General features: G+C 68.4%; 22 protein-coding genes. 13 read left to right on the top strand and 9 right to left on the bottom strand.

What is annotated here, in order from left to right:
* Positions 1–29: 29 nt before the first annotated feature.
* Genes hpaD through H5411_RS24305 form a run of 5 tightly spaced genes read right to left on the bottom strand, consistent with a single transcriptional unit; the run spans position 30 to position 5,656 of the window.
* The gene (hpaD, locus tag H5411_RS24285; RefSeq protein ID WP_183125105.1) at positions 30–1,082 is read right to left on the bottom strand and encodes a 3,4-dihydroxyphenylacetate 2,3-dioxygenase; all 1,053 of its coding nucleotides are present in this window, start codon (positions 1,080–1,082) and stop codon (positions 30–32) included.
* The gene (gene hpaE, locus H5411_RS24290; RefSeq protein ID WP_183125106.1) at positions 1,079–2,587 is read right to left on the bottom strand and encodes a 5-carboxymethyl-2-hydroxymuconate semialdehyde dehydrogenase; all 1,509 of its coding nucleotides are present in this window, start codon (positions 2,585–2,587) and stop codon (positions 1,079–1,081) included. Before hpaE ends, hpaD begins: the two co-directional genes overlap by 4 nt.
* A gap of 2 nt (positions 2,588–2,589) precedes the next feature.
* The gene (gene dapA / locus H5411_RS24295) at positions 2,590–3,534 is read right to left on the bottom strand and encodes a 4-hydroxy-tetrahydrodipicolinate synthase (protein ID WP_183125107.1); all 945 of its coding nucleotides are present in this window, start codon (positions 3,532–3,534) and stop codon (positions 2,590–2,592) included.
* A 23-nt stretch (positions 3,535–3,557) separates the two neighbouring features.
* Complete coding sequence (locus H5411_RS24300) at positions 3,558–4,223, bottom strand: GntR family transcriptional regulator (RefSeq protein WP_312878592.1); 666 nt, start codon at positions 4,221–4,223, stop codon at positions 3,558–3,560.
* Positions 4,211–5,656: a fumarylacetoacetate hydrolase family protein gene (locus H5411_RS24305; RefSeq protein WP_101438336.1), complete on the bottom strand. Its 1,446-nt coding sequence runs from the start codon at positions 5,654–5,656 to the stop codon at positions 4,211–4,213. The genes H5411_RS24300 and H5411_RS24305 overlap by 13 nt, the downstream gene beginning before the upstream one ends.
* Before the next feature lie 245 nt (positions 5,657–5,901).
* On the opposite strand from H5411_RS24305, the gene H5411_RS24310 reads away from it, so the two are divergent.
* Genes H5411_RS24310 through H5411_RS24325 form a run of 4 tightly spaced genes read left to right on the top strand, consistent with a single transcriptional unit; the run spans position 5,902 to position 8,917 of the window.
* Positions 5,902–6,579, top strand: a complete 678-nt coding sequence (locus H5411_RS24310) for an SAV_915 family protein (RefSeq protein WP_101438337.1) — start codon at positions 5,902–5,904, stop codon at positions 6,577–6,579.
* Between the two features lie 2 nt (positions 6,580–6,581).
* Complete coding sequence (locus H5411_RS24315) at positions 6,582–6,929, top strand: hypothetical protein (RefSeq protein WP_183125108.1); 348 nt, start codon at positions 6,582–6,584, stop codon at positions 6,927–6,929.
* A 13-nt stretch (positions 6,930–6,942) separates the two neighbouring features.
* On the top strand, positions 6,943–8,190 hold the full coding sequence (locus H5411_RS24320) for a hypothetical protein (protein ID WP_101438339.1): 1,248 nt from the start codon (positions 6,943–6,945) through the stop codon (positions 8,188–8,190).
* A gap of 43 nt (positions 8,191–8,233) precedes the next feature.
* Positions 8,234–8,917 (top strand): hypothetical protein, encoded by a 684-nt coding sequence (locus H5411_RS24325; protein ID WP_143271445.1) that lies wholly within the window; start codon positions 8,234–8,236, stop codon positions 8,915–8,917.
* Positions 8,918–9,037: 120 nt separating this feature from the next.
* Here H5411_RS24325 and H5411_RS24330 read toward each other — a convergent pair whose 3' ends face one another.
* Positions 9,038–10,111: a DmpA family aminopeptidase gene (locus H5411_RS24330; RefSeq protein WP_183125109.1), complete on the bottom strand. Its 1,074-nt coding sequence runs from the start codon at positions 10,109–10,111 to the stop codon at positions 9,038–9,040.
* Complete coding sequence (locus H5411_RS24335) at positions 10,108–10,719, bottom strand: TetR/AcrR family transcriptional regulator (RefSeq protein WP_101438342.1); 612 nt, start codon at positions 10,717–10,719, stop codon at positions 10,108–10,110. The genes H5411_RS24330 and H5411_RS24335 overlap by 4 nt, the downstream gene beginning before the upstream one ends.
* Before the next feature lie 157 nt (positions 10,720–10,876).
* Between H5411_RS24335 and H5411_RS24340 the strand changes: the two genes are divergently transcribed.
* The 5 genes from H5411_RS24340 to H5411_RS24360 all read left to right on the top strand — a co-directional run bounded on the left by H5411_RS24340 (position 10,877) and on the right by H5411_RS24360 (position 18,453).
* The gene (locus H5411_RS24340; protein WP_183125110.1) at positions 10,877–12,268 is read left to right on the top strand and encodes an APC family permease; all 1,392 of its coding nucleotides are present in this window, start codon (positions 10,877–10,879) and stop codon (positions 12,266–12,268) included.
* 28 nt (positions 12,269–12,296) lie between these two features.
* Entirely contained in the window at positions 12,297–13,298 is a 1,002-nt protein-coding gene (locus H5411_RS24345; protein ID WP_183125111.1) for an MsnO8 family LLM class oxidoreductase, read from the top strand.
* Between the two features lie 130 nt (positions 13,299–13,428).
* Positions 13,429–14,358 carry an ABC transporter ATP-binding protein gene (locus H5411_RS24350; protein ID WP_183125112.1) on the top strand — a complete coding sequence of 310 codons (930 nt, stop codon included), beginning with the start codon at positions 13,429–13,431 and terminating at the stop codon, positions 14,356–14,358.
* Positions 14,355–15,710: an ABC transporter permease gene (locus H5411_RS24355; RefSeq protein ID WP_183125113.1), complete on the top strand. Its 1,356-nt coding sequence runs from the start codon at positions 14,355–14,357 to the stop codon at positions 15,708–15,710. The genes H5411_RS24350 and H5411_RS24355 overlap by 4 nt, the downstream gene beginning before the upstream one ends.
* 4 nt (positions 15,711–15,714) lie before the next feature.
* Positions 15,715–18,453, top strand: a complete 2,739-nt coding sequence (locus H5411_RS24360; protein ID WP_183125114.1) for a bifunctional YncE family protein/alkaline phosphatase family protein — start codon at positions 15,715–15,717, stop codon at positions 18,451–18,453.
* 107 nt (positions 18,454–18,560) lie between these two features.
* Here H5411_RS24360 and H5411_RS24365 read toward each other — a convergent pair whose 3' ends face one another.
* Positions 18,561–19,868, bottom strand: coding sequence for a lipase family protein (locus tag H5411_RS24365; protein ID WP_183125115.1), 1,308 nt, complete (start codon positions 19,866–19,868; stop codon positions 18,561–18,563).
* A 105-nt stretch (positions 19,869–19,973) separates the two neighbouring features.
* Complete coding sequence (locus H5411_RS24370) at positions 19,974–20,168, bottom strand: hypothetical protein (protein WP_183125116.1); 195 nt, start codon at positions 20,166–20,168, stop codon at positions 19,974–19,976.
* A 286-nt stretch (positions 20,169–20,454) separates the two neighbouring features.
* Between H5411_RS24370 and H5411_RS24375 the strand changes: the two genes are divergently transcribed.
* The 4 genes from H5411_RS24375 (at position 20,455) to H5411_RS24390 (ending at position 23,549) form a co-directional block, all read left to right on the top strand.
* Complete coding sequence (locus tag H5411_RS24375; protein ID WP_183125117.1) at positions 20,455–21,192, top strand: IclR family transcriptional regulator; 738 nt, start codon at positions 20,455–20,457, stop codon at positions 21,190–21,192.
* Between the two features lie 88 nt (positions 21,193–21,280).
* Positions 21,281–22,261 carry a thiamine pyrophosphate-dependent dehydrogenase E1 component subunit alpha gene (locus H5411_RS24380; RefSeq protein ID WP_101438350.1) on the top strand — a complete coding sequence of 327 codons (981 nt, stop codon included), beginning with the start codon at positions 21,281–21,283 and terminating at the stop codon, positions 22,259–22,261.
* 23 nt (positions 22,262–22,284) lie between these two features.
* Positions 22,285–23,319, top strand: a complete 1,035-nt coding sequence (locus H5411_RS24385; RefSeq protein ID WP_183125118.1) for an alpha-ketoacid dehydrogenase subunit beta — start codon at positions 22,285–22,287, stop codon at positions 23,317–23,319.
* Positions 23,316–23,549: a biotin/lipoyl-containing protein gene (locus tag H5411_RS24390; RefSeq protein WP_101438352.1), complete on the top strand. Its 234-nt coding sequence runs from the start codon at positions 23,316–23,318 to the stop codon at positions 23,547–23,549. Before H5411_RS24385 ends, H5411_RS24390 begins: the two co-directional genes overlap by 4 nt.
* Positions 23,550–23,555 lie beyond the last annotated feature (6 nt).

The following is a 23,555-nucleotide window of genomic DNA, read 5'->3' on the forward strand; positions in this document are numbered from 1 at the left end:
CAAGGAGCCCTTCACGGACGGAACGCACCTTAGACCTGTTCGCCCAGTTTGAAACCCTGGTCGGCCCCGTCGGCGCGGGTGTAGGAGAACCCGTCCGCGCCGATGGTCACGTCCATTTCCTTCGTTTCCGTGCGTTCGACGACCGGCTGAAGCTTGCCGTCGAGGTCGAGGACCCGCGAGGCCTCGGTGTACCAGCTCGGCACCACCGGATTGCCCCACCAGTCGCGGCGCTGGTTGTCGTGCACGTCCCAGCTGATCACCGGATTGTCCGGGTCGCCGGTGTAGTAGTCGTGCGTGTAGATCTCGATCCGGTGCCCGTCCGGGTCGCGCACGTACAGATAGAACGCGTTCGACACGCCGTGCCGCCCGGGACCGCGTTCGATCTGGTCCGATTTCCGCACCGCGCCCAGGTGGTCGCAGATGTGCAGGATCTGGTGCCGCTCGTGGGTCGCGAACGCGATGTGGTGCAGGCGCGGGCCCGCGCCGCCGGTGAGCGCGACGTCGTGCACGGTCGGTTTGCGGAACATCCACGCCGCGTACACGGTGCCCTCGTCGTCGCGGATGTCTTCCGACACGCGGAAACCGAGGCCCTCGTAGTAAGCCCGCGCGGCGGGGACGTCCGGCGTGTTGACGTTGAAGTGGTCCAGTCGCGACAGCGCGCCCGCGCCGTGCACGTCGTAGCGCTGGGTGAAGCGCTCGACGTGTTCGGCCTCGTAGAAGAACTCGATGGGGAAACCGAGCGGATCCAGCACGCGCACCGCTTCGCCGATGCCGCGCGTCGTGCCCGCCGGGACACGGCGTACCTCGACGCCGAGTTCCAGGTAGTACGCCTCGGCGACGTCGAGTTCGCCTTCGCCGCGCACGCGGTACGCGAGCACGGCCAGCGCGGGTTCCGCGCCCTTGCGCAGGATCAGCGAGTGGTGCAGGTATTCCTCGCACGCGCGCAGGTATATCGCTTCGTCGTCCTCGTATGTCACGACGAGACCGAGAACGTCCACATAGAACTCTCGCGACGCTTTCAGGTCGCTGACGACGAGTTCCGCGTACGCACAGCGGATGACGTCCGGCGGGGTCGTGGTCATGCCTTGTCCTTCCCGGCCCCGAAGCGCGCCGTGTGCACGTCGCCGAGCGTGATGTGCACGGCCTGCTGTTCGGTGTAGAAGTCGATCGAGCGGTAGCCGCCTTCGTGGCCGAGGCCGGACGCCTTGACCCCGCCGAACGGCGTGCGCAGGTCGCGCACGTTGTGCGAGTTCAGCCAGACCATGCCGGCCTCGATGTTCTGCGCGAAGGTGTGCGCGCGGGTCAGGTCGGCGGTCCAGACGTAGGCGGCCAGGCCGTATTTGACGTTGTTGGCCAGCTCGAGCGCTTCCTCGTCGGTGTCGAACGGCGTGATCGCCACGACCGGGCCGAAGATTTCCTCCTGGAAGATCCGCGCGTCCGGCTTCACGTCGGCGAACACCGTCGGAGCCACGTAGTTCCCGGTGCCGAGGCCCTCCGGACGGCCGCCGCCGGCGAGCAGTTTCCCTTCCGTCTTCCCGATTTCGATGTAGCTCATCACCTTGTCGAAGTGCTCCGGGTGCACCAGCGCGCCGACCTCGGTGGCCGGGTCGTGCGGGTCGCCGACCACGATGTTGCGCGCGCGTTCGGCGTACCGGGCGCAGAACTCCTCATAAATCGAGCGCTCGACGAGGATCCGGCTGCCCGCCGTGCAGCGTTCGCCGTTGAGCGAGAAGACGCCGAACAGCGTGGAGTCCAGCGCCGCTTCGAAGTCCGCGTCGGCGAACACGACGGCCGGGGACTTGCCGCCCAGCTCCATCGACATGCCCTTGAGGCCGGGCGCGCAGTTGCGGAAGATCGTTTCGCCGGTGGTGGTTTCGCCGGTGAACGAGATCAGCCGGACGTCCGGGTGCTTGACCAGCGCGTCGCCCGCTTCCTCGCCGAGACCGTTGACGAGGTTGAACACCCCGTCCGGCAGGCCGGCCTCGCGGAAGATGTCCGCCCACAGGCTCGCCGACAGCGGCGTGAACTCGGCCGGCTTGAGCACCACGGTGCAACCGGACGCCAGTGCCGGCGCGAGCTTCCAGCTCTCCAGCATGAACGGCGTGTTCCACGGCGTGATCAGCCCGGCGACACCGACCGGCTTGCGGTTGACGTAGTTGACCTGGCGGCCGGGCACCTTGTAGGTGTCGTCGGCCTGCGCGACGATCAGGTCCGCGAAAAACCGGAAGTTCTCCGCCGCGCGCTGCGCCTGGCCGAGCGCCTGCTTGATCGGCAGGCCGGTGTCGAAGGTTTCCAGCTCGGCCAGTCGCGCGTCGCGGCTCTCCACGAGATCGGCGATCTTGTTGAGGATCCGGGCGCGCTGGCGCGGCAGCATTTTCGGCCAGGGGCCGTGGTCGAACGCCTCTTTGGCCGCGGCGACGGCGAGGTCGATGTCCTCGGCCTTGCCCGCCGAAGCCGTCATGTACGGCTTGTTCGTGACCGGGTCGAGCACCTCGAAGGTCTCGCCCGAGACGCTGTCGGCCGGCGCGCCGCCGATGTAGTGGCGGATGTGCTCCGGCAGGTTCTCCGGAACGTAGTGCGCGGTCATGGTCACTTTCCTTCCACAGCGAAGCCGTCGACGGGCGAGAGGTACTGCTCGCCCTGGCGCATCAGTTCGGTGATCCGGGCGATGCCCGGTTCGGTCGGGGTGATCAGCGGCGGGCGCACGAAGCCCGACCGGATGAGCCCGCGCTGCTCCAGCACCCATTTGCCCGGTGCCGGGTTGGTCTCGACGAACAGCAGGTCGACCAGCGGGTGCAAGCCGTAGTGGATCTCGCGGGCGCGGTCGAAGTCGCCTTCAGTCCACGCGCGATACATCTCGGCGCTGGCCGCCGGGGCGATGTTGGCGGTGGCGCTCACGAAACCGGCGCCGCCGAGGGAAAGCAGCGGCAGGCACAGCAGTTCGATGCCCGACCAGACGAGCAATTCCTTGCCGCACAAGTGAAGGACGCGGGAGAAGTGCTCGAAGTCCTTGGTGGTTTCCTTGATCCCGACGAAGTTGTCGAAGTCGCGGAACAGCCGCGCGACCGTCTCCGGCGCGAGGTCGACCGACGTCCGGCTCGGCACGTTGTAGGCGACGATCGGCAGGTCCGGGAATTCCTTCGCCACCGTGGCGTACCAGCGGTAGAGCGCTTCCTGAGTGGGGCGCGCGTAGTACGGGGTGATGATCAGCGCGGCGTCGATGCCCGCGTCGCGAGCCTCGGCGGTCAGCTCCAGCGTATCGTCGAGCTTCGCCGAACCGGTGCCGGGCATGAACGGCACCTTGTCGTCCACCGCCTTGGCGACCGTGCGGATCGTCTCCGCGCGCTCGGCCACCGTCATCGCGCCGGGTTCGCCGGTGGAACCGCCGATCGAGACGCCGTGCGAACCGGACGCGAGCTGCCAGTTCACCAGATTGGTCAGGCTCTCGTGGTCGACCGCGCCGTCTGCCGTGAACGGGGTCATCAGCGGCGCGATCGAGCCCGTGATGGCGTTCGGGGTACTGCGGAACCTCATGGAGTGGGGTCCTTCCGGGTAGCTCAAGCGGGCGGGGCGGCCCGCCGGTCGAGGTAGGCGTCGAGGGTGGCGGTGCGGTGCCGTCGCGCGGCCAGTTCGAGTTCGAGCGGGTCGGCGTTTTCCTCGATCAGCACCAGCAGTTGTTCGTGTTCCTTGACGGATTCGTGCGCGCGGCCCGGGACGAAACTGAACGTCGAATCGCGCAGCGAGGCCAGCCGGTGCCAGCCGCGGTGTACGAGGTCGAGCACGTGTGGGTTCGGGCAGGGTTCGAAAAGGACTGAATGGAACTCTTGGTTCAGCTCGGTGAAGCGGTGCGGTTCGAAGTTTTCCAGCGACAGGCGCATCTGCTCGTTGATCGCGCGCGCCCGTTCGATGTCCTCGGGGGACAACTTCGGCGCGGACAGCGAGGTGGCGAAACCTTCCACCAGGGCAAGGGTTTGCATGGTGTGCTCGTAGGCGGTCTCGTCGACCATCACCACCTGCGCGCCGACGTTCCGCTCGAACGTGACCAGCCCTTCGGCTTCGAGCAGCCGGATCGCTTCGCGCACCGGGACGACGCTGACGTCCAGTTCCTTGGCGATTTGCCCGAGCACCAAGCGATAGCCGGGACCGAAGGTCCGGTCCGCGATCCGGTCCTTGATCCAGCGGTACGCGCGCTGGGATTTGCTTTCGCCTGCTACGGGCGCCACTGGGCGTACCTGGCCTTCCAGTGTTCGTTCATCGGGTACAGGCCGTCGACGCTTTCGCCGTTCGCGACCTGTTCCGCGATGAACGTTTCCTGACGTTCCTGTTCGATCGCCGCGTCCGCGATCTTTTCCGCCAGCTGCGGCGGAATGACCAGCACGCCATCGGAATCGCCGACAATCACGTCGCCGGGCTGGACGGTCGCGCCGCCGCAGGCGATGGTGACGTCGATGTCCCAGGGAACGTGGCGGCGGCCGAGCACCGCGGGGTGCGGGCCGGAGTGGTAGGTCGGAATGTCCAGTGCTGCCACCGCCGCCAGGTCGCGGACGCCGCCGTCGGTGACGATTCCGGCCGCGCCGCGGACCTGGGCACGCAGCGCGAGGATGTCGCCGATCGTGCCGGTTCCCTTTTCGCCGCGGGCTTCCATCACCAGGACGTCGCCGGGGTTGAGGGAATCGATGGCGCGTTTCTGTGCGTTGAAGCCGCCGCCGTGGGTTTTGAAGAGGTCCTCGCGGAAGGGGACGTAGCGGAGCGTCCTTGCACGGCCGACGAGTTTCGTGTCCGGACGCGTGGAGCCGAGGCCGTCGATGGAGACGTGGTTGTAGCCGTTTTTGCGCAGCTGGGCGGACAAGGTCGCCGTGCCTACGCTGGTGAGCTTGGTCTTGAGTTCTTCCGTGAGCACGAATTCCGCCGGGAGTCCCGCGGATTCCCGGTCGCCGTACGCCTGTTCGCGCTGGTTGTCGTCGATCTTGGGCTGGGCGCTGAACTCCGGGAGCGGCGTGGTGCCCTCGGTGACCGGCGTGACCAGGCGGCCGGTGGTCTTCTCGCCGTGGCTGACCTCGACCTCGACGACGTCGCCCGGCTTGACGACGGACGACCCGGCCGGGGTCCCGGTGAGGATGACGTCGCCGGGTTCGAGGGTGCTCAGCTGCGAGAGGTCGGCGACGAGGGTGCCGAAGTCGAAGATGAGGTCTTGGGTGGTGTCGTCCTGGACGAGCTCGCCGTTGACCCAGGTGCGGACGCGGAGGTTCTGGGGATCGACCTCGGCGGCGGGGATGGTGGCCGGACCGAGCGGGGTGAAGCCGTCGCCGCCCTTGGAACGGAGATTGGAGCCGCCGTCGGCGTGCCGCAGATCGTATACGCCGAAGTCGTTGGCGGCAGTGATGCTCTCGACGTGGTCCCAGCCTTGTTCAGGTGTGATGCGCCGGGCTCGCTTGCCGATGATCAAGGCGATCTCGCCCTCGAAAGCGAGGAGTTCGGTGCCCGCCGGGCGTTCGATCGGGGTGCCGGAGGAGCTGATCGAGGTGGCCGGCTTGAGGAAGTAAGAGGGCTTCGCCGGGGTCCGCCCGCGTTGCTTCGCGCGCGACGGGTAGTTCAAGTGAAGCGCGATGACCTTGCCCGGCCGCTCCGGCGGGATGTCGCTCGATACGGGACTCATGGGGGTTGACCTGCCCGGATGTCGTCGGGAGAGGAAGATATCTCAAAAGATATACGATCCTGGTGGGCGGGGCAAGGGTGGATTCGAGTCTTGCTCGGTAACGCCTGAGGGTGTGTCGCGGTGCATACGTGCTGGTCAGGGCGCGGTTGTTCGAGCGCGACTGGGGGCGAGCTGCTGACAATGCCTTGCTGTCGCCACTACAGTGACGGCGCGACCACGTACAGTCGTGCGGGGGAGGGGCGAGGATGAGGGGTCACTTCGACGCGTCCAACGTCGTTCAGGCGCTCGTGCGCCTCGACGACGTGCCGGATCGGTTGCCGGACCTCGTGTTTGTGCTGGTCGCTCCAGGAACAGACAAGCAGTCGGGCGAGCTTGAGGTTCGCCGTACGGAGCGGAACGAGCTCGCGGTCGCGGCGTACTCGTCTCTTGACCGGTTGGCCGACGCCTGCGGGAGCGGGCAGCCGTGGGTGCAGGTCACCCGGGAGCGGTTGCTTGAAACATGCCGCGAGCTGGACCTCGGCATCGTCGTGTTCGACGCCGTACTCGACCTCGTGCCGCGATATCCGGAAGTCGACAGTCGGGAGCAGCCTCCGCTGGAGCCAGCCGAGCCGCTGGCCGAACCGGACGGCCGGTGCTACGTGCCGTCGCGCCCGGTCCGGGCTGGTCAGCAGGTGGTGGAACTGGAATTGCAGCCGGTTCGCAACGGTCGGCCGGTGCTCCTGGCCTACACGTCGCCGGAACTGCTGGCCGCTGGGTGCGGGCCGTATCAGCCTTGGGTCGCGATCAACGGCGACGACCTCGAAGCCATCGCGAACGAGGCGGGAGCGCACGGGGTGTTGCTCAATCCCGTGCTCGCCGAAGAGTCTCGGCATGCCGCGCCCGTGCACGACTGGACGTCTCGGCCAGCGATCGGAGGGGAGTAGGCATGTCCGCGCCTTATGGGGACACGACCGGTTACAGTTTCACTGAGGGAGCGCTGAACAGCATTGTCAGCCAGCTCCGCGAAGGCGAGAAAGCACTCGACGAGGTGACATCGAAGGTCGTGCGCGGAGTCGATGCCGGCGCATCGTCCGCGATCGTCGGTACTGTGCTGGACGACCTTGTGAAACTAGGCGTCGGAGCGGCTGGCGCGGCCGGTGGTGCCGCGGGGAAGGTGCATGCCGCCAACGGTGCCTACGACGACATCGAAAACACCCATGCCGGGCAGCTCAAGCTCAACGACAAACACGCCGACGATCCGGATACGCAGCGGGAAACACACGTCCACGGCTGAAGGGGAGGTCAGCATGGGACAGGCGCTCAACACTACGGTGAACGGTTCGTCCGGCACCTGCGTCGCCGCCGCGGACTGGCTGCGCACCGTCGCCGAGGCAGGACATCGCGCGGCAGGCAATGTCCGCGCCGCACGCAGCGGTGCCGAGGCGGGCTGGCACGGACCTTCCAGCCAGGCGTTCCAAGAATCGATCGCCAACATCGACGTCGCTGCGGAAGACATGGCCAACTGGGCCGCGACCGCCGAACGCGGCCTCCGCGACTTCGCGTCGTCGCTGGACATGGTGACCGCCCGCATGAACGACGCTCTCGCCCAAGCCCGCGCGGCCGGTCTGCGGGTCGACGGCCCGTTCATCGTCGAGCCGGACCCGATCCCCGCGAATAAGCCCGGCACCCCAGTCGAGGTGTGCACCGCCGGTGGCGCTACCCGCGCGGTTGGCACCTATCAAGGAGATATCAAGCAGTACAACACCCTCGTCTTCCAGTACAACGCCAAAGTCGCCGCCTACAACGAGTGCAAGGCGATCGTTGACGCCGCGCGCACCACCGAAGGCAACGCGCACCAGGCACTCCGCCGCGCCCTCCAACCACCGTCAGGCCGGCTCGACATCGATGCCTATGCGGTGGGGACCACCACCATCGCCCGGGTCAACGGCTACATCAGCTCGTTCGAAAATCCGCGCAAGGAGGCGCTCCTCAACGCTCAGCGGTCCGCGGCCAGCGCGCAGTTCTTCGACGACTGGGCCCACGGCACGCGCATCAGCTTGACGGCGCTCAACAAAGAGGACCTCGCGTGGGCAGCCAGCAAGGCCCGGGACAACAAGGCTGCTTACGAGACTCGCGCGCAACAGTTTCAGCAGTACGTCGACAAGGTTCCGGAGCCGGTCCGTAAAGCAATTGCCGCCTATCCGGGAAAAGGCAAGTACCACGTCCTTCCTGAGGAAGCAGGGGCAAGCCTGAAAGCCGGGCAAAAGCTGCTCAAGGGAATGCCGTACGTCGGTAGCACGCTAACCGTGATCAACGAGGCTGCCGGGGCAATGAGCGGCGAGCAGTCCTGGGGCAAAGCCGTCGCGGATTCGGGCGGTTTGATCGTCGGAGGCGCAGCGGGGGCGGCCCTTGCGAGCGCAGGCGCGGGCGCAGCCAGCGGCGCTCTCTTCGGCACGCCGTTAGGTCCGGTCGGCTCTTTCGTGGTAGGCACGGTCGGCGGAATCGCCGGTGCGGTCGGGGGTCAAGCTGTCGCTGACTGGCTCGTGCCGAAATAACTCGAGGATTGCGATGACAGACGCAGCAGGGTCGGATGACGCCATGATCGACGCGCTTCCGCCGCGACCGGACAGAGAGACGGGCGTACCGTTCCCTCCGCCCGGTCTCAGTTACTTTCGCGGTGAGGAAGCAGCTCCGGAGCAGGACGACCGCCGGGAGGGCCAGCTGGCAGACCGGCCGGACCCGCCGCCGGGCCTGGGGCCCGCGCTTGCCTGGCATCGGGAGAGCCGCCGCGGGAAAATCGCGCTCATCCTGACCAGTGCGCTCATCCTGATCGTCGGGGCCATTGTCATTTCCTTGTTCCACCAGGGCGGGATCGGGATCTTGGCGGCGTGGCCGATCTGGGCGATTGTCGCCGTAGGCGTTTTCTTGATTTCCAGTCCGTTCAGTTACTTCACCTACGCGGCGGGCGCAGACTGGTTGATGGTCGAGCGCAGCCGGTGGGGAGTGAAGAGCCGGGCCTGGGTGGATATCTACGAACTGACGAGGATAGACGCGGCGTACGGCGGGACGACCTTCCATCTGTGGCTGTACGACAAGGACATGGGCATAACCCGCAGCAGCGAAGAACTCCAGCGCGATCGCCGGATCTGGGATCTGGTGTACAACGGGATCCTGCACTCGGTGGCGGGCGGTGCGCAGGTCAGCCCCCAGGCGATCGGCATTCTGCAGCTCAACAAGACGCCAGCGCTCAAGATCCGCGACTCTGACGACACCGGCCGGTAGCGCAGCCCGGCCCGCCCACGAGGCTTTTCCGGTGGGTACGGGTCCATAAGGCGAAGCCCCGGCTCGCCCAGGCGCGGCGCACCCGCAGCCGATCGCCCAGGCGAGCCCACCTCGCGTGCTCTACGCCTCCTCCTGCCAGCGGCTCAACGGCAGCGCCGGAACGCGATGCCCCCGATGGCCGACCATCTCCTCATTGGCCACCAACGCATTCAGCACCGCCTCCTCGACCGCCTGCACCACCGCCTCGAAGAACGGGTCGATCGCGCCCCACGGGACGAACCGCATGCTCTCGTACGGCTCCTCGTCCGGCCGGGGGAAATGGCTGGTCAACGCTCCCGCGTTCGCCGTGCTGAAGGCCAGGAACAGGTCACCCGAGAAGTGCGACCCGGTGGTCCCGGTCCGGGCCAGCCCCAGCGGTACCCGGCGGGCTAGAGCGGTGCATTGCCCCGGCAGCAGGGGCGCATCAGTGCCGATCACGACGATCACCGACCCCGCGCCAGCGGGGGCCAGCCAGCTGGTGTCGGCCATGGGGTTGTCGTTGGCCAACGCAACGCCCACAGGTGACCCGGCCACGGTGAGTTCCGGGCGGCTCCCGAAGTTCGCCTGCACCAGGGCGCCCACGGTGTAGCTGTCCGACCCATGGGCAACAATCCGTGACGAAGTGCCAGTACCGCCCTTGAAGCCGTAGCAGGTCATGCCCGTTCCGCCGCCCACCGAACCTTCGGCGATGGGGCCGGACGCTGCCGCGTCGATGGCGGCGACGGCGTGTTCGGTCCGGATCGTCGGCGCGTTGACGTCGTTGAGGTACCCGTCCCACGTCTCCGCCACCACCGGGAGCAGCCATTCCGCCGCGGCGTCCGGGCGTTCGCGGACCACCCAGTCGATGATGCCTCGATGACATGGCCCGACCGAGTGGGTGCTGGTGATCAGAACCGGCAGGGTCAGCGACCCGGTCTCGGCGAGCCAGGCGCGGCCGGTCATTTCTCCGTTGCCGTTCAAGGAAAAGGTGCCCGCGGAGCAAGGCACGTCGAAGTGGGAACGGCCGCGCGGGAGGATCGCGGTGACGCCGGTCCGCACCGACGAACCTTCGATCAACGTGGTGTATCCGACCTCGACGCCTGGGATGTCAGTGATCGCGTTGTGCGGGCCGGGCTTGCCGCCGAGGGCGAGGCCTAGGTCGCGGGCGCGGGTCATGCGGGGACCTCCAGCGAGCAGCGGGTCGAAACGCGGGCGTAGGACAGCACCATCGCCTCGGCGGCGGATCGGTCGAGCGGCGGCACCGCTTGAGTCAGGTGCAGTCCGTACCCGTCTTCGAGGGTGACGAGGTTGCGGGCGATGGTGACCGGGTCGTCGGTCAGGTCGAAAACCCCCGTCGCGGCACCGGCTTCCAGGATGCCGACGTAGCCGCGGACCTGGCGTTCGTACAGCGCGATGTGCCGCGCGGCGTACGCCGGTTCGCGGCGGGCGATGGTGCCCAGTTCGTACAGCAGCACGCACAGTTCGTCGTTCTTGCCGTTCGGCAGGCCGCTGCCGATCATCGCGCGCATCCGGGCGCGCGGGTCGGACTCGGCCGCGACGGCGGCTTCGCGCGCTACACAGAAGCGTTCGACGGCTTCCTGCTGCACGTCTTCGAGCAGGTCGCTCAGGGAGGGGTAGTAGTACAGCAGGGAACCCGGCGACATGCCGGCGTGGTCCGCGACGTCGCGCAGCTTCAGGTTCAGCACGCCGCGTTCGACGACCGTGTGCCGCGCCGCGGCCACCAGTTCCGCCCGCCGCTCGGGGGCCTTGCTCGGTCTTGCCATGCCTTGATTCTTTGAACAAATCGCGAAAAACGCAACCCCGGGGCGGTGTCCGATCGCGCTGGACCCTTGACGCAGCGGGCTTGAGGGCCTTAGCTGAACGCCCGGCTGGTTATTTGAGTTCCATTCAAAGAACGTAACGACGTGATGGAGGCCAGCGTTGTCCACCCCCGTCTTGCGCCGCGGGTTGCGCACCCTCGGCATGCTGCTGATCACGCTTTCCGCGATCAGCCCGGCGTCCTCGGTGTTCGTCATCGCGCCGGGCGTCCTCACCGGCGCCGGATCGGGCGCCTTCTACGCCTTCCTCGCCGCCGCGGTCGTCGGTGTTTTCATGGCCTTCGTGTACGCCGAACTGGGCTCGGCCTTCCCGAGCGCGGGCGGCGAGTACACGATCGCCGCCCGCACGCTGGGCAAACTGCCCGGATTCATGGTGCTGGGCATCATGATCGTGACGCAGGTGCTGATCGTCGCGGTGATCGCGCTCGGCGTCGGCACCTATCTGAGCGTGGTGCTGCCCGGCGTGTCCCCGGCGGTCGTGGCGTCGGTGACGTGCGTCCTCGCCGCGATCGTCGCGGTGTTCGACATCAAGCTGAACGCCTGGGTCACCGGCATTTTCCTCGCGGTGGAGCTGCTGGCGCTGATCGTGGTCGCGGTGCTCGGGCTGGCCGGCCCGGCGCGGCCGTTCACCGACCTGCTCGCGCATCCGGTCGCCCCGGGCGGCGGTCCGGCGACGATCAGCGCGGTGATGATCGCTACCGCGATCGCGATCTTCGCCTACAACGGCTACGGCTCGGCTGTCTACTTTGGAGAAGAGACCAAGGACGCCGGGCGCGGGGTGGCGCGCGCTGTCCTCATGGGACTCGGGGTCACCGTTCTGGCTGAGCTGGTCCCGGTCACCGCGGTGCTGATGGGCGCGCCGGACCTCGGCACTTTGTTCAGTTCTCCCAACATGTTGTCGTACTTCGTGCAGGCCCGCGGCGGCAGCACGCTCGACACCGTGCTGAGCCTCGCGGTCGCGCTCGCCATCATCAACGCGGTCCTCGCGATCGTGCTGATCAGTTCCCGGCTGGTGTTCAGCAGCGGACGGGACCGCGCGTGGCCGAAGGCGATGAACCGGGCGCTTTCCGCGGTGCACCCGAAGTTCGGCACCCCCTGGGTCGCGACGCTGGCGACCGGCTTCCTCGCTGCCGCACTGTGCTTTGTGGACCCGCAGATCCTGACAGTCGTGACGAGCACGTCGATCGTCGTGGTGTACGCGGCGCTGTGCCTCGGTGCCATCCTGGGCCGGCGCTCCGGAGCGACGGCGGGGGCGAAGTACCGGATGCCCGGGTTCCCGATCGCGCCGGTGGTGGCATTGGTCGCGCTGGCGTTCGTGCTGTATGTGAACGCGACCGATCCGGTGATCGGACGGCCGAGCCTCATCGTCACCGCAGTGATCGCGTTGCTGGCCTTGGGGTACTACCTCGTGGTGCTGCGTCGCCGGGGCGGCTGGCAGCTGAGTGACGCGGTGGAGGAGGAGGCCACGCCAGCGCCGGTGCGGGAGACGTCGTAATACGCGACTGGACCGTCCACTTGAGACCGTGGACGGTCCGGTTGTCCTGCCGCACCGGGTCCGGGATGATGCCCGGGTGCGGGTTTCAGTGCTGGACACATCGCCGATCGTCGCGGGATCGACCGCGCGCGAGGCGTTGCAGCGCACTGTCGACCTCGCCGAACTGGCGGACGAGTTGGGATATCACCGCTACTGGTTGCCCGAACACCACAGCATGCGTGGTGTCGCGAGCGCCGCGCCTGCCGTGTCAGTCGCCCGTGTGGCGGATGCGACGAAGAGGATCCGCGTCGGCGCGGGCGGCGTCCTGCTGCTCAATCACCCGCCGCTCGTCGTCGCCGAACAGTTCGGCACGCTCGCCGCGTTCCATCCGGGCCGCATCGACCTCGGACTCGGCCGCGCGCTCGGCGGTCCGCAACGTGTGGCCGCGGCGCTGAACACGGGTCCGGCGGAAAGCTTTCCCGGTCGCGTCAAGGAGTTGCTGGAGTACTTCGCCGACACCGACCAGCCGCTGCGCGCAACTCCCGCACGAGGGAACGTGCCGGACGTCTGGCTCCTCGGCTCCAGCACGGCCAGCGCCTGCCTCGCCGCCGAACTGGGCCTGCCGTACGCGTTCGCCCATCACCTCCGCCCCGCCGAAGCCGCCGCCGCGACCCGGATCTACCGCGAGTCCTTTCGTCCCGGCCGGACACGCGAACCGTCCATTGTGGTCAGCGTCGCGGTGGTCGCGGCCGTGACCGAGGAGCGGGCCGAATGGCTCGCCAGGTCCATTCGGGCTAAGGCGTTGAGCCGTTCGCGCGGCAAGCGGATCTTGTTGCCGCGCCCGGAAGACGCGGTCGTCGACCCGGCGGCCGGTCCCGGCCCGGTTCTCGCCGGAGCCCCGGCGGCACTGCGGAATTCGTTGCGCACAGTCATCGCCGAAACCGGCGCGGACGAGCTGATGATCACCACTCCGGTCCACGACCATGCCGAGCGGAAACGGTCCTATGTGCTGGTCCGAGAGATCTCGGACACTTTATCGCCGCCCGATTGATCCTCTTTTGTCCGGTTATCTCGAGAAGGGCCAGCTATGGCGCACGGGGTTTCCCCAACGTTCAACCTGGCGCTGGTTCGCATGTCACTTGTCGTGCCTAAGTTCCTGACGGCTTGGAAAGTGGGGATTCATGAACACCAGCGACGCGGTGCGGGCTCGCGCGATCACCAAGTGTTTCGGCGACGTGGTCGCGCTCGACGGCGTGGATCTCGACGTGGCGTACGGCGAGATCCACGGGCTCGTCGGCCCGAACGGCGCGGGCAAAACGACCCTGCTCGGCCTGCTGCTCGGACTCGCGGTCGCGGACGAGGGCGACCTCGAGATCCTCGGCCGCCCGATCGGCCGGGCGCTCGCCGCCCCGGACGGCATCTCCGGGTTCGTGGACGGGCCGGGCCTCTACCCGTCGCTCACCGCGCGGCAGAACCTCGCCGCGCTGGCCTCGCTGCGCGGCCAGACCGTCGACGTCGACGACCTCCTCGCGCAGGTCGGGCTCAGCGACGTCGCCGACGACCGGGCACGCGGGTTCTCGCTCGGCATGCGCCAGCGCCTCGGCCTCGCCGCCGCGCTGCTGACCAAGCCGCGGCTGCTGGTCCTCGACGAGCCCGCCAACGGTCTCGACCCGGCGGGCAAGAAACACGTGCACAGCGTGCTCACCCGGCTCGCCGACGAGGGTGCCGCGGTGGTGCTGTCGAGCCACCGGATGGACGATCTCGAAGCGCTCTGCTCGGAGGTCACCATCCTGTCCGCCGGGCGCGTCGTCTTCACCGGACCGCTGGCGAAACTGTCTTCCGGGGACCGCGAGCTGGCGTATCGCCTGGTCACCTCGGATCAGAAAGCAACCCGCGAGATCGCCGAGAACGTCCCGGGGCTGCGGATCGACGACACCCAGACCCCGCGCGGGCGGGCCGACGTCCTGGTGGTGAGCGGCCTGGTGCCCGCGCTGGACGACCTGGTCGCACGCGTTGTCGGCAAGGGCATCGGCGTACGGGAACTCGCTCCGGTCGTCTCGCCGCTCGAAGCGGCGTTCCTGGAGCTGACGGAACAGGGGGACAAGCGATGACCGCCGTCGAGGAACGGGACGCACCGGCCTCCGTCCGCCCGGTCGGACTGGGCCGCGGCTACCGGTTCGAACTGGTGAAGCTGGTGTCGCAGTGGCGGATCCGCGTGCTGCTGCTCGCCTGCTGGCTCGCGCCGGCGGTGTTCGTCGCCGCGGTCAGCCAGCAGAGCGACCTGCCGGTGGACACCCTGTTCGGCCGCCTGATGAACATCACCGGCTGGGCCGGACCCCTCGTGCTGCTCGGGTTCGCCGGCAGCTACGCGCTTCCGCTGCTGACCTCGCTGGTCGCCGGGGACGTCTTCGCGGCGGAGGACCGGCTCGGCACCTGGCGGCACCTGCTGGTGGCGATGCGGTCATACCGGCGGATTTTCGCCTCGAAGGCGCTCGCCAGCCTCACCGTGATCCTGTTGCTGGTCCTCGGACTGGCGGTGTCCAGCACCGTCGGCGGTCTCATCGCGGTCGGCGGACAGCCGCTGATCGGACTCGACGGACACCTCCTGTCCTCGGGCGACGCCGCGCTGAAGGTCATGCTCGCCTGGCTCTGCGTGCTCGCCCCGACCCTTGCCCTGGCGGGGGTCGGCCTGCTCGGCTCTGTCGCGTTAGGACGGTCGCCGATGGGCTTGCTGCTGCCCGCGGTCGTCGCGCTCGTGATGACGGTCGCGCAGCTGCTGCCGCTGCCGGTCGTCGTGCGGCTCGCGCTGCCGACGTACGCGTTCATCTCGTGGAACGGCCTTTTCAGCGACCCGGTCCAGCTCGGTCCGCTGCTGGTCGGCGTCGGGGTGAGCCTGGTCTGGGCAGTGGTCGCCACCGCACTGGCTTACGTGCTGTTCCTGAGGCGCGACTTCACCGACCTGATCTACGACGGCGCCGGTCGTCGCGTGCTGACCGCGGGTTTGCTGCCGCTGGCCGGGCTGATCGGCGTCACAGTGGCGGTCGTCGCGGTCGCCGCGCCGGCGTCGGGTTCGGGCATCGACCAGGCGAAGATGCAGCAGTCGCTCTCCACCGAGTTCGCGCACCTCTACCGGATCCAGACCGCGCAGCTGCACCGTCCGGACGTCACGGAGGAGCAGCTCGCCGCGAGCACGGAATGCACCAAGGGCGGCGGCCTCGTGGAGGCCGAAGGCCCCGGCAACGACTGGCGTTGCGTCGTCTCCTGGCATCTCCCCGGGATCTCCGCGACCGGGCAGGCGATCTACCAGCTCGATGTCACCTCGGACGGGCGGTTTGTCGCCGACGGCGACGGACCGAAGGAAGTGAACGGCTACTTCCAGGTGCGGACCCCGGAAGGGGACCGGCCCAACCCGCTGTGGCAGTTCGACGGCAACGTCGAGCTGCTCTCCTCCACGAAGGGATGAGGACATGCAAGTAACGCGCCGTCGCAGGCGTGGCGGGAAAAAGGATTTCCGCAGATCCCGCAAGCTGCGCTTCGTCACGGCGGGCGCGACCGCGGTCGCTCTCGTCGCCACGGGCTCGGGCATCGGCCTCGCCTCCACCAAGCAGTTCGGCACCGACCAGGTCGGCCAGGAAACCGACAAGGGCCTGACCATCTCGAGCGACCAGTACCTCAAGCCGATCGGCGAGCGGCTAGTGGTGCCGAACGGCAAGATCATGTCCTCGACGGTCAGCCCCGACGGCAGCCACCTCGCCGCGCTGACCACCGACGGCGGCATCGCGCTGACCATCGTCGACCTCAAGAGCTGGAAGGTGCAGCAGCTCGTCGGCAAGGACAAGAAGGCCGACCTGCAGCTGCCGGGCAATGACGTCGGCCAGGAAGGCCCGTCGTACTCGCCCGACGGCAAGACGCTGTGGCTGGGCCAGATCGACGGCTACCGCAAGTTCACCGTCAACCCGGACGGCACGGTCGCCAACCCCACCTTCGTGCCGATCCCGGCCGACGGCGCGAAGCATTCCCTTGCCGCGGGCGCGATCTTCTCCGCGGACGGGTCCACTGTGTACTCCGCGGTGAACGGCCAGAACCGCGTCGTCGCGATCGACGCGGCCAGCGGCCAGATCAAGCAGAGCTGGACCGTCGGCAACGCGCCGCGCGCACTCGTCCAGATCGGCAACCGGATCTACGTCAGCAACGAGGGCGGCCGCGCGGCGAAGCCGGGCGACAGCACGCTGAACTCGTACGGCACCGACGTCGTCGCCGACCCGAAGACCGGGGCCGCCACCACCGGCACGGTCAGCGTGATCGACCTGGCGAACCCGGCCGCTCCGGTCAAGAGCATCGACGTCGGCCTGCACCCGACCGCGTTGCGCGCCAAGAACAACACCCTGTTCGTGGCGAACACCGGCGGCGACAGCGTTTCGGTGATCGACACCCAGCGCGACACCGTGGTGCAGACCATCGCGACGCAGCCGTGGCCGGAAGCGACGGTCGGGTACGAGCCGACCGACATCGCGCTCACCGACGACGGCCACCTGCTGGTGACCCTCGGCCGGGCGAACGCGGTCGCGGTCTACCGCTACTGGGCCCCGCAGGCCCCGGCCGCCTTCATCGGGCTGCTGCCGACGGACTACTTCCCGTCCGGCATCTCAGCGTCGGGCAACAACATCCTGGTCGCGAACACCCGCGGCATCGACGCCCGCCGCCCGACCACCGCCGCCGGGCACGCCACGCACGACACCACGTCGAGCCTGCAGCGGTTCACGCTGCCGAGCGACCAGCAGACCTGGGCGCAGACCTCTCAGGTGTTCAAGCAGAACGGCTGGACGCCGGGTTCGGTGCAGAAGGCGAACGACAACCGCAACGTCAAGCCGGTTCCGGTGCCGCAGCGTCTCGGCGATCCGTCCACGATCAAGCACGTTTTCTTGCTGGTCAAGGAAAACCGGACGTACGACCAGGTCTTCGGCGACATGGCGAAGGGCAACGGCAACCCGGCGCTCGCGCAGTTCGGCCAGGCCGTCACGCCGAACCAGCACGCGCTGGCCAGCCAGTTCGGGCTGTACGACAACACCTACGACATCGGCACGAACTCGGCCGAGGGCCACAACTGGCTGATGCAGGCGGACAACCCGGAGTACACCGAGTCGTCCGCGGGCGAGTACAAGCGCAGCTACGACACCGAGGACGACGCGCTGGGCCACCAGCGCAGCGGCTTCCTGTGGACCGGGGCGCAGGCGGCGGGCAAGACCGTCCGCGACTTCGGCGAGTTCCAGCAGTTCCTGACCAAGCCCGCGGGCGCGACCTGGCAGAACCTGTACTGCGACTCGAAGAACATGGCCGCGACCGGCGAGCCGACCGCGTACCCGCTGGTCTCGTCGTCGCCGATCCCGTCGCTGAACAGCGTCTCGGTGCCGGGCTTCCCGAAGTTCGACACCGACGTGCCGGACCAGTACCGGTACGAGATCTGGAAGAACGACTTCGAGAAGAACGGCCCGGCGAACCTGAACATGTTCTGGCTGTCGAGCGACCACACCGGCGGGCCGCCGAGCCCGGCCGCGCAGGTCGCTGACAACGACCTCGCCGTCGGCAAGATCGTCGACAAGATCTCGCACAGCCAGTACTGGAAGGACTCGGCGATCTTCGTGGTCGAGGACGACTCCCAGGCCGGGCTGGACCACGTCGACGGGCACCGGGCCCCGATCCAGATCATCAGCCCGTACGCTCAGCACGGCAAGACCGACAGCCGGTACTACTCGCAGATCACCATGATCCGCACCATCGAGCAGATCCTCGGGATCCACCCGATGAACCAGAAGGACAGCGCGGCCACCCCGATGGCGACCGCGTTCACGCCGCAGCCGGACACCACGCCGTTCACCGCGGTGCCGAACCAGACGTCGCTGACCGCGGGGCTCAAGACCCAGCCGTCGTGCGGCCCGGACAACGTCCCGACGGCGTCCACCGCGGCGGCGTCGGCGGCGGTGCCCGCGGACAAGCAGCAGCTGGTGCAGCAGTGGCAGCAGTGGCAGTCGCAGCAGAAGCTGACCGGCCCGAACGCCACGGCGGACTACGCCAACCCCGCGCAGATGGACCACTTCACGTGGTACCAGGTGCACGGATGGACCCAGCCGTATCCGGGCGAGGACAAGATCTTCGCTCCGGACCAGGTGCCGGGGGCGTTCATTCCGTCGGCCGAATCGGACGGCTGATTCGTTAGCCGGTAAAGGAAAGCCCCTGTCCGCTTGCCAGGCGGGCAGGGGCTTTCTTCGTGGTATCTCAACGTGCGTGCGGTAGTGGAGCACTCCCGAGGATCCGGTCAGGAGCCGGTGTGCTGCTCCGGTGCCAGCGAGTTCCCCGGCGCGATCTGCCCGCAGCTGGACGGAGCGGCTTTGCCCGCGAACCGGTCGCCGAGCCAGGCGATCGCGGCCGGGGCCCACGCCGGGAGCGCGGTGGCGTGGCTGAGCGCGTCGTACTGCGTGTACGTGATCGAGGTGTTTCCGTCCGCGCAGTACTGCTTCGCGAGCGCGCGGACGTCCCCGGCCACCATCACGCCGTCGCCGGTGCCGATGCCCGGCTCGTTGCTCACGGTGCCTTCGAGCGCGCCGTTGTTGGCCTGCGCGATGAACCCGGGGATCGACGGCGTCGCGGCCGAACCGATGTTCACCTTGTTGACCGCGTCGACGAACGGCGGCACCGAATCCGGGTTCGCGTACTCCGGCTTGACCAGCTTCTGCCAGGTCAGCCCGGGGTAGTGGCCGAGCGCCTGTGCGATCGACGCGTGCTCGAGTTCGGCGAGCACCTTGAGGCCGTACTCGCTGGCGTACGGCTTGAGGTCGATGCCGTAGCCGCGGGAGACGCCGATCAGCGCCATCGGGATCACGCCGGACCAGACCGGGCTGCCGCCGACGTACTTGAGGTTGTGCGCGGGGTCGACAAGCACCCCGCCCTCGGCGAAACCGACGAGGTTCTTCTCGACTTCGGGCGCGTAGCTCGCGGCGATCGCCGAGGCCCAGCCGGTCGCGATCGCGCCGCCGGAATAGCCGAGGAGGCCGAATTTGGTGGATTCGGTCATCCCGGTGCCGGACGCGTGCATGGCGGCGCGGAGGGAGTCCAAAGTCGTTTTGCCGTATTCCGGACCGGCGGCGAAATCGGCGGCCGGGCCCTCGGTGTCCGGGATGACGACGCTGTACCCGAGCGCGAGTGCCGGCGCGATCAGCAGCGACTCGGCGTTCGGCAGCACGCCGCCGAGCCGGACGTCGCCCGCGATCGCGCGAGACGGCGCGTCCGCGGGGTCGAGCGAGTCGTACGCGGATTGGTACGACACGGCTTTTCCGTTGCCGCCGGCGGGATTGCGGACGACCGAGGTGACGTTCGCGGTGGGATTGCCCTGTGCGTCGGAGGTCCGGTAGAGCACCTGGGTGGCCTGGACTGGAGTCGGGAAGCCGAAGACGTGATACGTCAACGTCCGCGTCTTCAATACGGTGCCCGGAGCGTACGACGAGAGCGGGGTGCTGCCGTCGTAACTGTAGAAGGAATCGGCCGAGGCCGCGGCGGGCAGCGCGACGGCGGACGTGATCGCGAGAGCGGCGGCGGCGATCAGCGCGCGGACGGATTTCCGGACCATGACTCCCCTTTGAACCATGAAGTGGATCACGACTGGCGGGTAACTTACCAGCGAGTAGGTATCCGCACAACTACGGAAGGTGCAGGCAGTGCCGGTGTTGGGGGCTCAGGCAGGCCCGGCGTATGCCACGGCGATCGCGACGGCGCGGTCGTGCCGCGCTTGCGGCGCAAGGACTTCCGCGTTGATCCCGAGCTGCAGCGCCCATTCGGCGTGCTGGGAATCCTGGAAAACCGCCTCCAGCCCGAATCCACCCGTCGCGGGCGATTTCTTCGGTGCGAATCGCGAACGGGTCCGGGACAATTCTTCCCGCCGTTCTGGACGAATTCGGACTACCGCGACGATGTGGCCGCCTTGGGCCCGGAACCGCGTGCTGGGTCCTGCCAAGCCCGGCCGAGGTCCACTGGATCCGGCCGTTGCGCGGGTTCGTCGAGTTCTTCGGCGGCCGTGCGTCGACCACTGTGAGCAGGGCCGAAGCGAGCGCCGAACCTTCCGGGTTCCCCGTGATCCGTCCGGTGGACCTGCTCTTGCCCAGGTCAGAGCGGTAGCGCATGCTGGAGTCCGCAAGGACGCGGCGGAGGTGACGGGGATGGCGGCTGAGCCGACCTTGATCGGGTCCGTGCAGCGTGCGCTGCATCTGCTCGACGCGGTCGGCGCGAGCGAGCGGCCGGTGCCGGCCAAGGTGCTCGCCCGCACGGTCGGGCTGCCGCTGCCCACGACGTATCACCTGCTGCGCACCCTCGTCCACGAGGGATATCTGTGCAAGCTCGACGACGGCTACGCGCTCGGCAGCCAGGTCAGCGAACTGCGCCAGCACACGTCGCTGCACGCGTTGCTGCCGAAGATCCGGCCGGTGCTGCGCGCGCTTCGCGACGAGGTGCACGGCGCGGCCTACCTCTCGCTCTACTCCGACGGCGACATCAAGCTCGTCGACATCGCCGACGGCCCGGCCGCCCCGTCGGTCGACCTGTGGGTCGGCGTGCACGAATCGGCGCACGCGACGGCGTTCGGCAAGTGCATCCTGTCCGGCCTCGACAGCGAGGGCCGCCGGGACTATCTGTCGCGGCATCAGCTGGCGGACCTCACGCCGCACACCATCACCGACAGCCGGGTTCTGGAGCAGCGGCTGTCGCAGAGCGGCGACGTTTTCAACGATCGCGAGGAGTACCTGCTCGGCACCGCGTGCCTGGCGACGAGCGTCCGCACGCCGGGCGCGCTGGGCGCGGTCGCGATCTCCCTGCCCGCGCGACGGCTGGGCTCCGCCCCGTTGCAGTCGTTGCGCCGGGCTGCCCAACGGGTGTCGCGCGCGCTGGCCGTCACGCACTGAACCGGCTGTTATCACCATCTGAAATCCAGCCCGTTGTCCGGCGGACCGCGCGCGGCGAAAGTGGCCTCCAGAACGAACGGGAGGTCCCATGGAAGCGCAGGACAGGCTGGACCTGTACCGCACGATGGTCCTGATCCGCACCTACGAGGAGGCCATCCTCCGCGAGTACCACGCCGACAAGAAACCCGTCTTCGACATCGGCGCCGGCCTCGTCCCCGGCGAGATGCACCTGTCCGCCGGGCAGGAACCGGTGGCGGCGGGCGTCTGTGCGCACCTCACCGGCGACGACGCGGTCACCGCGACGCACCGGCCGCACCATTTCGCCATCGCGCACGGCGTGGACCTTCAGCGGATGACCGCTGAGATCTTTGGCCGGACCACCGGACTCGGCGGTGGCCGCGGCGGGCATATGCACCTGTTCGACCCGGCGGTGCACTTCTCCTGCTCCGGCATCATCGCCGAGGGCTACCCGCCCGCGCTCGGGCAGGCGCTCGCGTTCCAGCGCCGGGGGACGGACCGGATCGCGGTCGCGGTGACCGGCGAGGGCGCGGCGAACCAAGGCGCGTTCCACGAATCGCTCAACCTCGCGGCGTTGTGGAAGCTGCCGGTGGTCTTCGTGGTGGAGGACAACGACTGGGGCATCTCGGTGCCGCGCAGCGCGTCCACGTGCGTCACGTCGAACGCGGACCGCGCCGCCGGATACGGGATTCCGGGCGTGCGCGTCGAGGACAACTCGGTCGAGGCCGTCCACGAGGCGGCAGGCCAGGCGGTCGCGCGGGCTCGCGCCGGCGAAGGACCCAGCCTGATCGAGGTGCACACGCTGCGGCTGTGGGGGCACTTCGAGGGCGACGCGCAGGGTTACCGGTCTGATTTGGACGGTGTGCCCGGGCGGGATCCGTTGCCTACCTACGAGAACCAGCTGCGCGCTGATGGCGAGCTCGACGACGCGAAGGTCGCCGGGTTCCGGGCGGCGGCCAGCGAACGAGTCGAAGCGGCGATCGCGTTCGCCAAGGAAAGCCCTGAGCCGGACCCCGCCACCGCGCTCGATTTCGTGTTCGCGCGAGCCTGACGACACAGCGAGGAGAAGCAGCAATGACGCTCACCGAACCCTCCGCGCCCGCCGGGCGGAAACTCAGCACCGCGAAGGCCATGGTGGAGGCCATCGCCCAGGAAATGGAACGCGACGAGCGGGTGTTCGTGCTCGGCGAAGACGTCGGTTCCTACGGCGGCATCTTCAGCTCCACCACCGGATTGCTCGATCAGTTCGGCCCGCGGCGCGTGCTCGACACGCCGATCTCCGAGACCGCCTTCATCGGCACCGCGATCGGAGCGGCGGTCGAGGGGATGCGGCCGGTGGTCGAGCTGATGTTCGTCGACTTCTTCGGCGTGTGCATGGACCAGATCTACAACCACATGGCGAAAATCCACTACGAATCCGGTGGGAACGTGTCCGTGCCGATGGTGCTGACCGCCGCGGTCGGCGGCGGGTACTCCGACGGCGCGCAGCATTCCCAATGCCTGTGGGGGACGTTCGCGCACCTGCCCGGGATGAAGGTCGTCGTGCCGAGCAATCCCGCCGACGCCAAGGGGTTGATGACCTCCGCGATCCGCGACGACAACCCGGTGGTGTACCTGTTCCACAAGGGCGTCATGGGATTGCCGTGGATGGCGAAGAACCGCCGGTCGATCGGCCCGGTCCCGGAAGGCGACCACACGGTCCCGATCGGCAAGGCGAACGTCGTGCGCCCGGGCAGCGACGTCACCGTCGTGACGCTGTCCCTGTCGGTGCACCACGCGCTGGACGTCGCCGACGAACTCGCCGGGCAGGGCGTCGACTGCGAGGTCGTGGACCTGCGCAGCCTGGTCCCGTTGGACACCGAAACGATCCTCGATTCGGTCGGCAAAACCGGCCGGTTGCTCGTCGTGGACGAGGACTACCTGTCGTTCGGCCTGTCCGGCGAGGTGATCGCCCGCGTCGTGGAGCGGGATCCGACCCTGCTGCGTGCCCCAGCGGCGCGCGTAGCGGTGCCGGACGTGCCGATCCCGTACGCGCGTCCGCTGGAGTACGCGGTGCTGCCGACACCGGCGCGGATCCGTCAGGCCGTCCTCAACCTGGTGGGCGCATGACCGACGTTCCGTTCCCGGTCCTGTCCGAAAACGACCCGGACGGCGAGGGAGTCCTCGCCACCTGGTTCGCGACGGATGGCGCGACTGTCCGCGAGGGCGAGCTGATCGCGGAGGTCGCGGTGGACAAGGTCGACGCGGAGGTGCCCGCTCCGGTCGGCGGTGTGGTCCGGTTTCTGGTGGGGGAGGGCGAAGTGGTGAAGCAGGGCGCGCCGATCGCCCGCATCGAGTAAGCGCAC

Source organism: Amycolatopsis echigonensis, from assembly GCF_014174495.1.
Lineage (GTDB): Bacteria > Actinomycetota > Actinomycetes > Mycobacteriales > Pseudonocardiaceae > Amycolatopsis > Amycolatopsis echigonensis.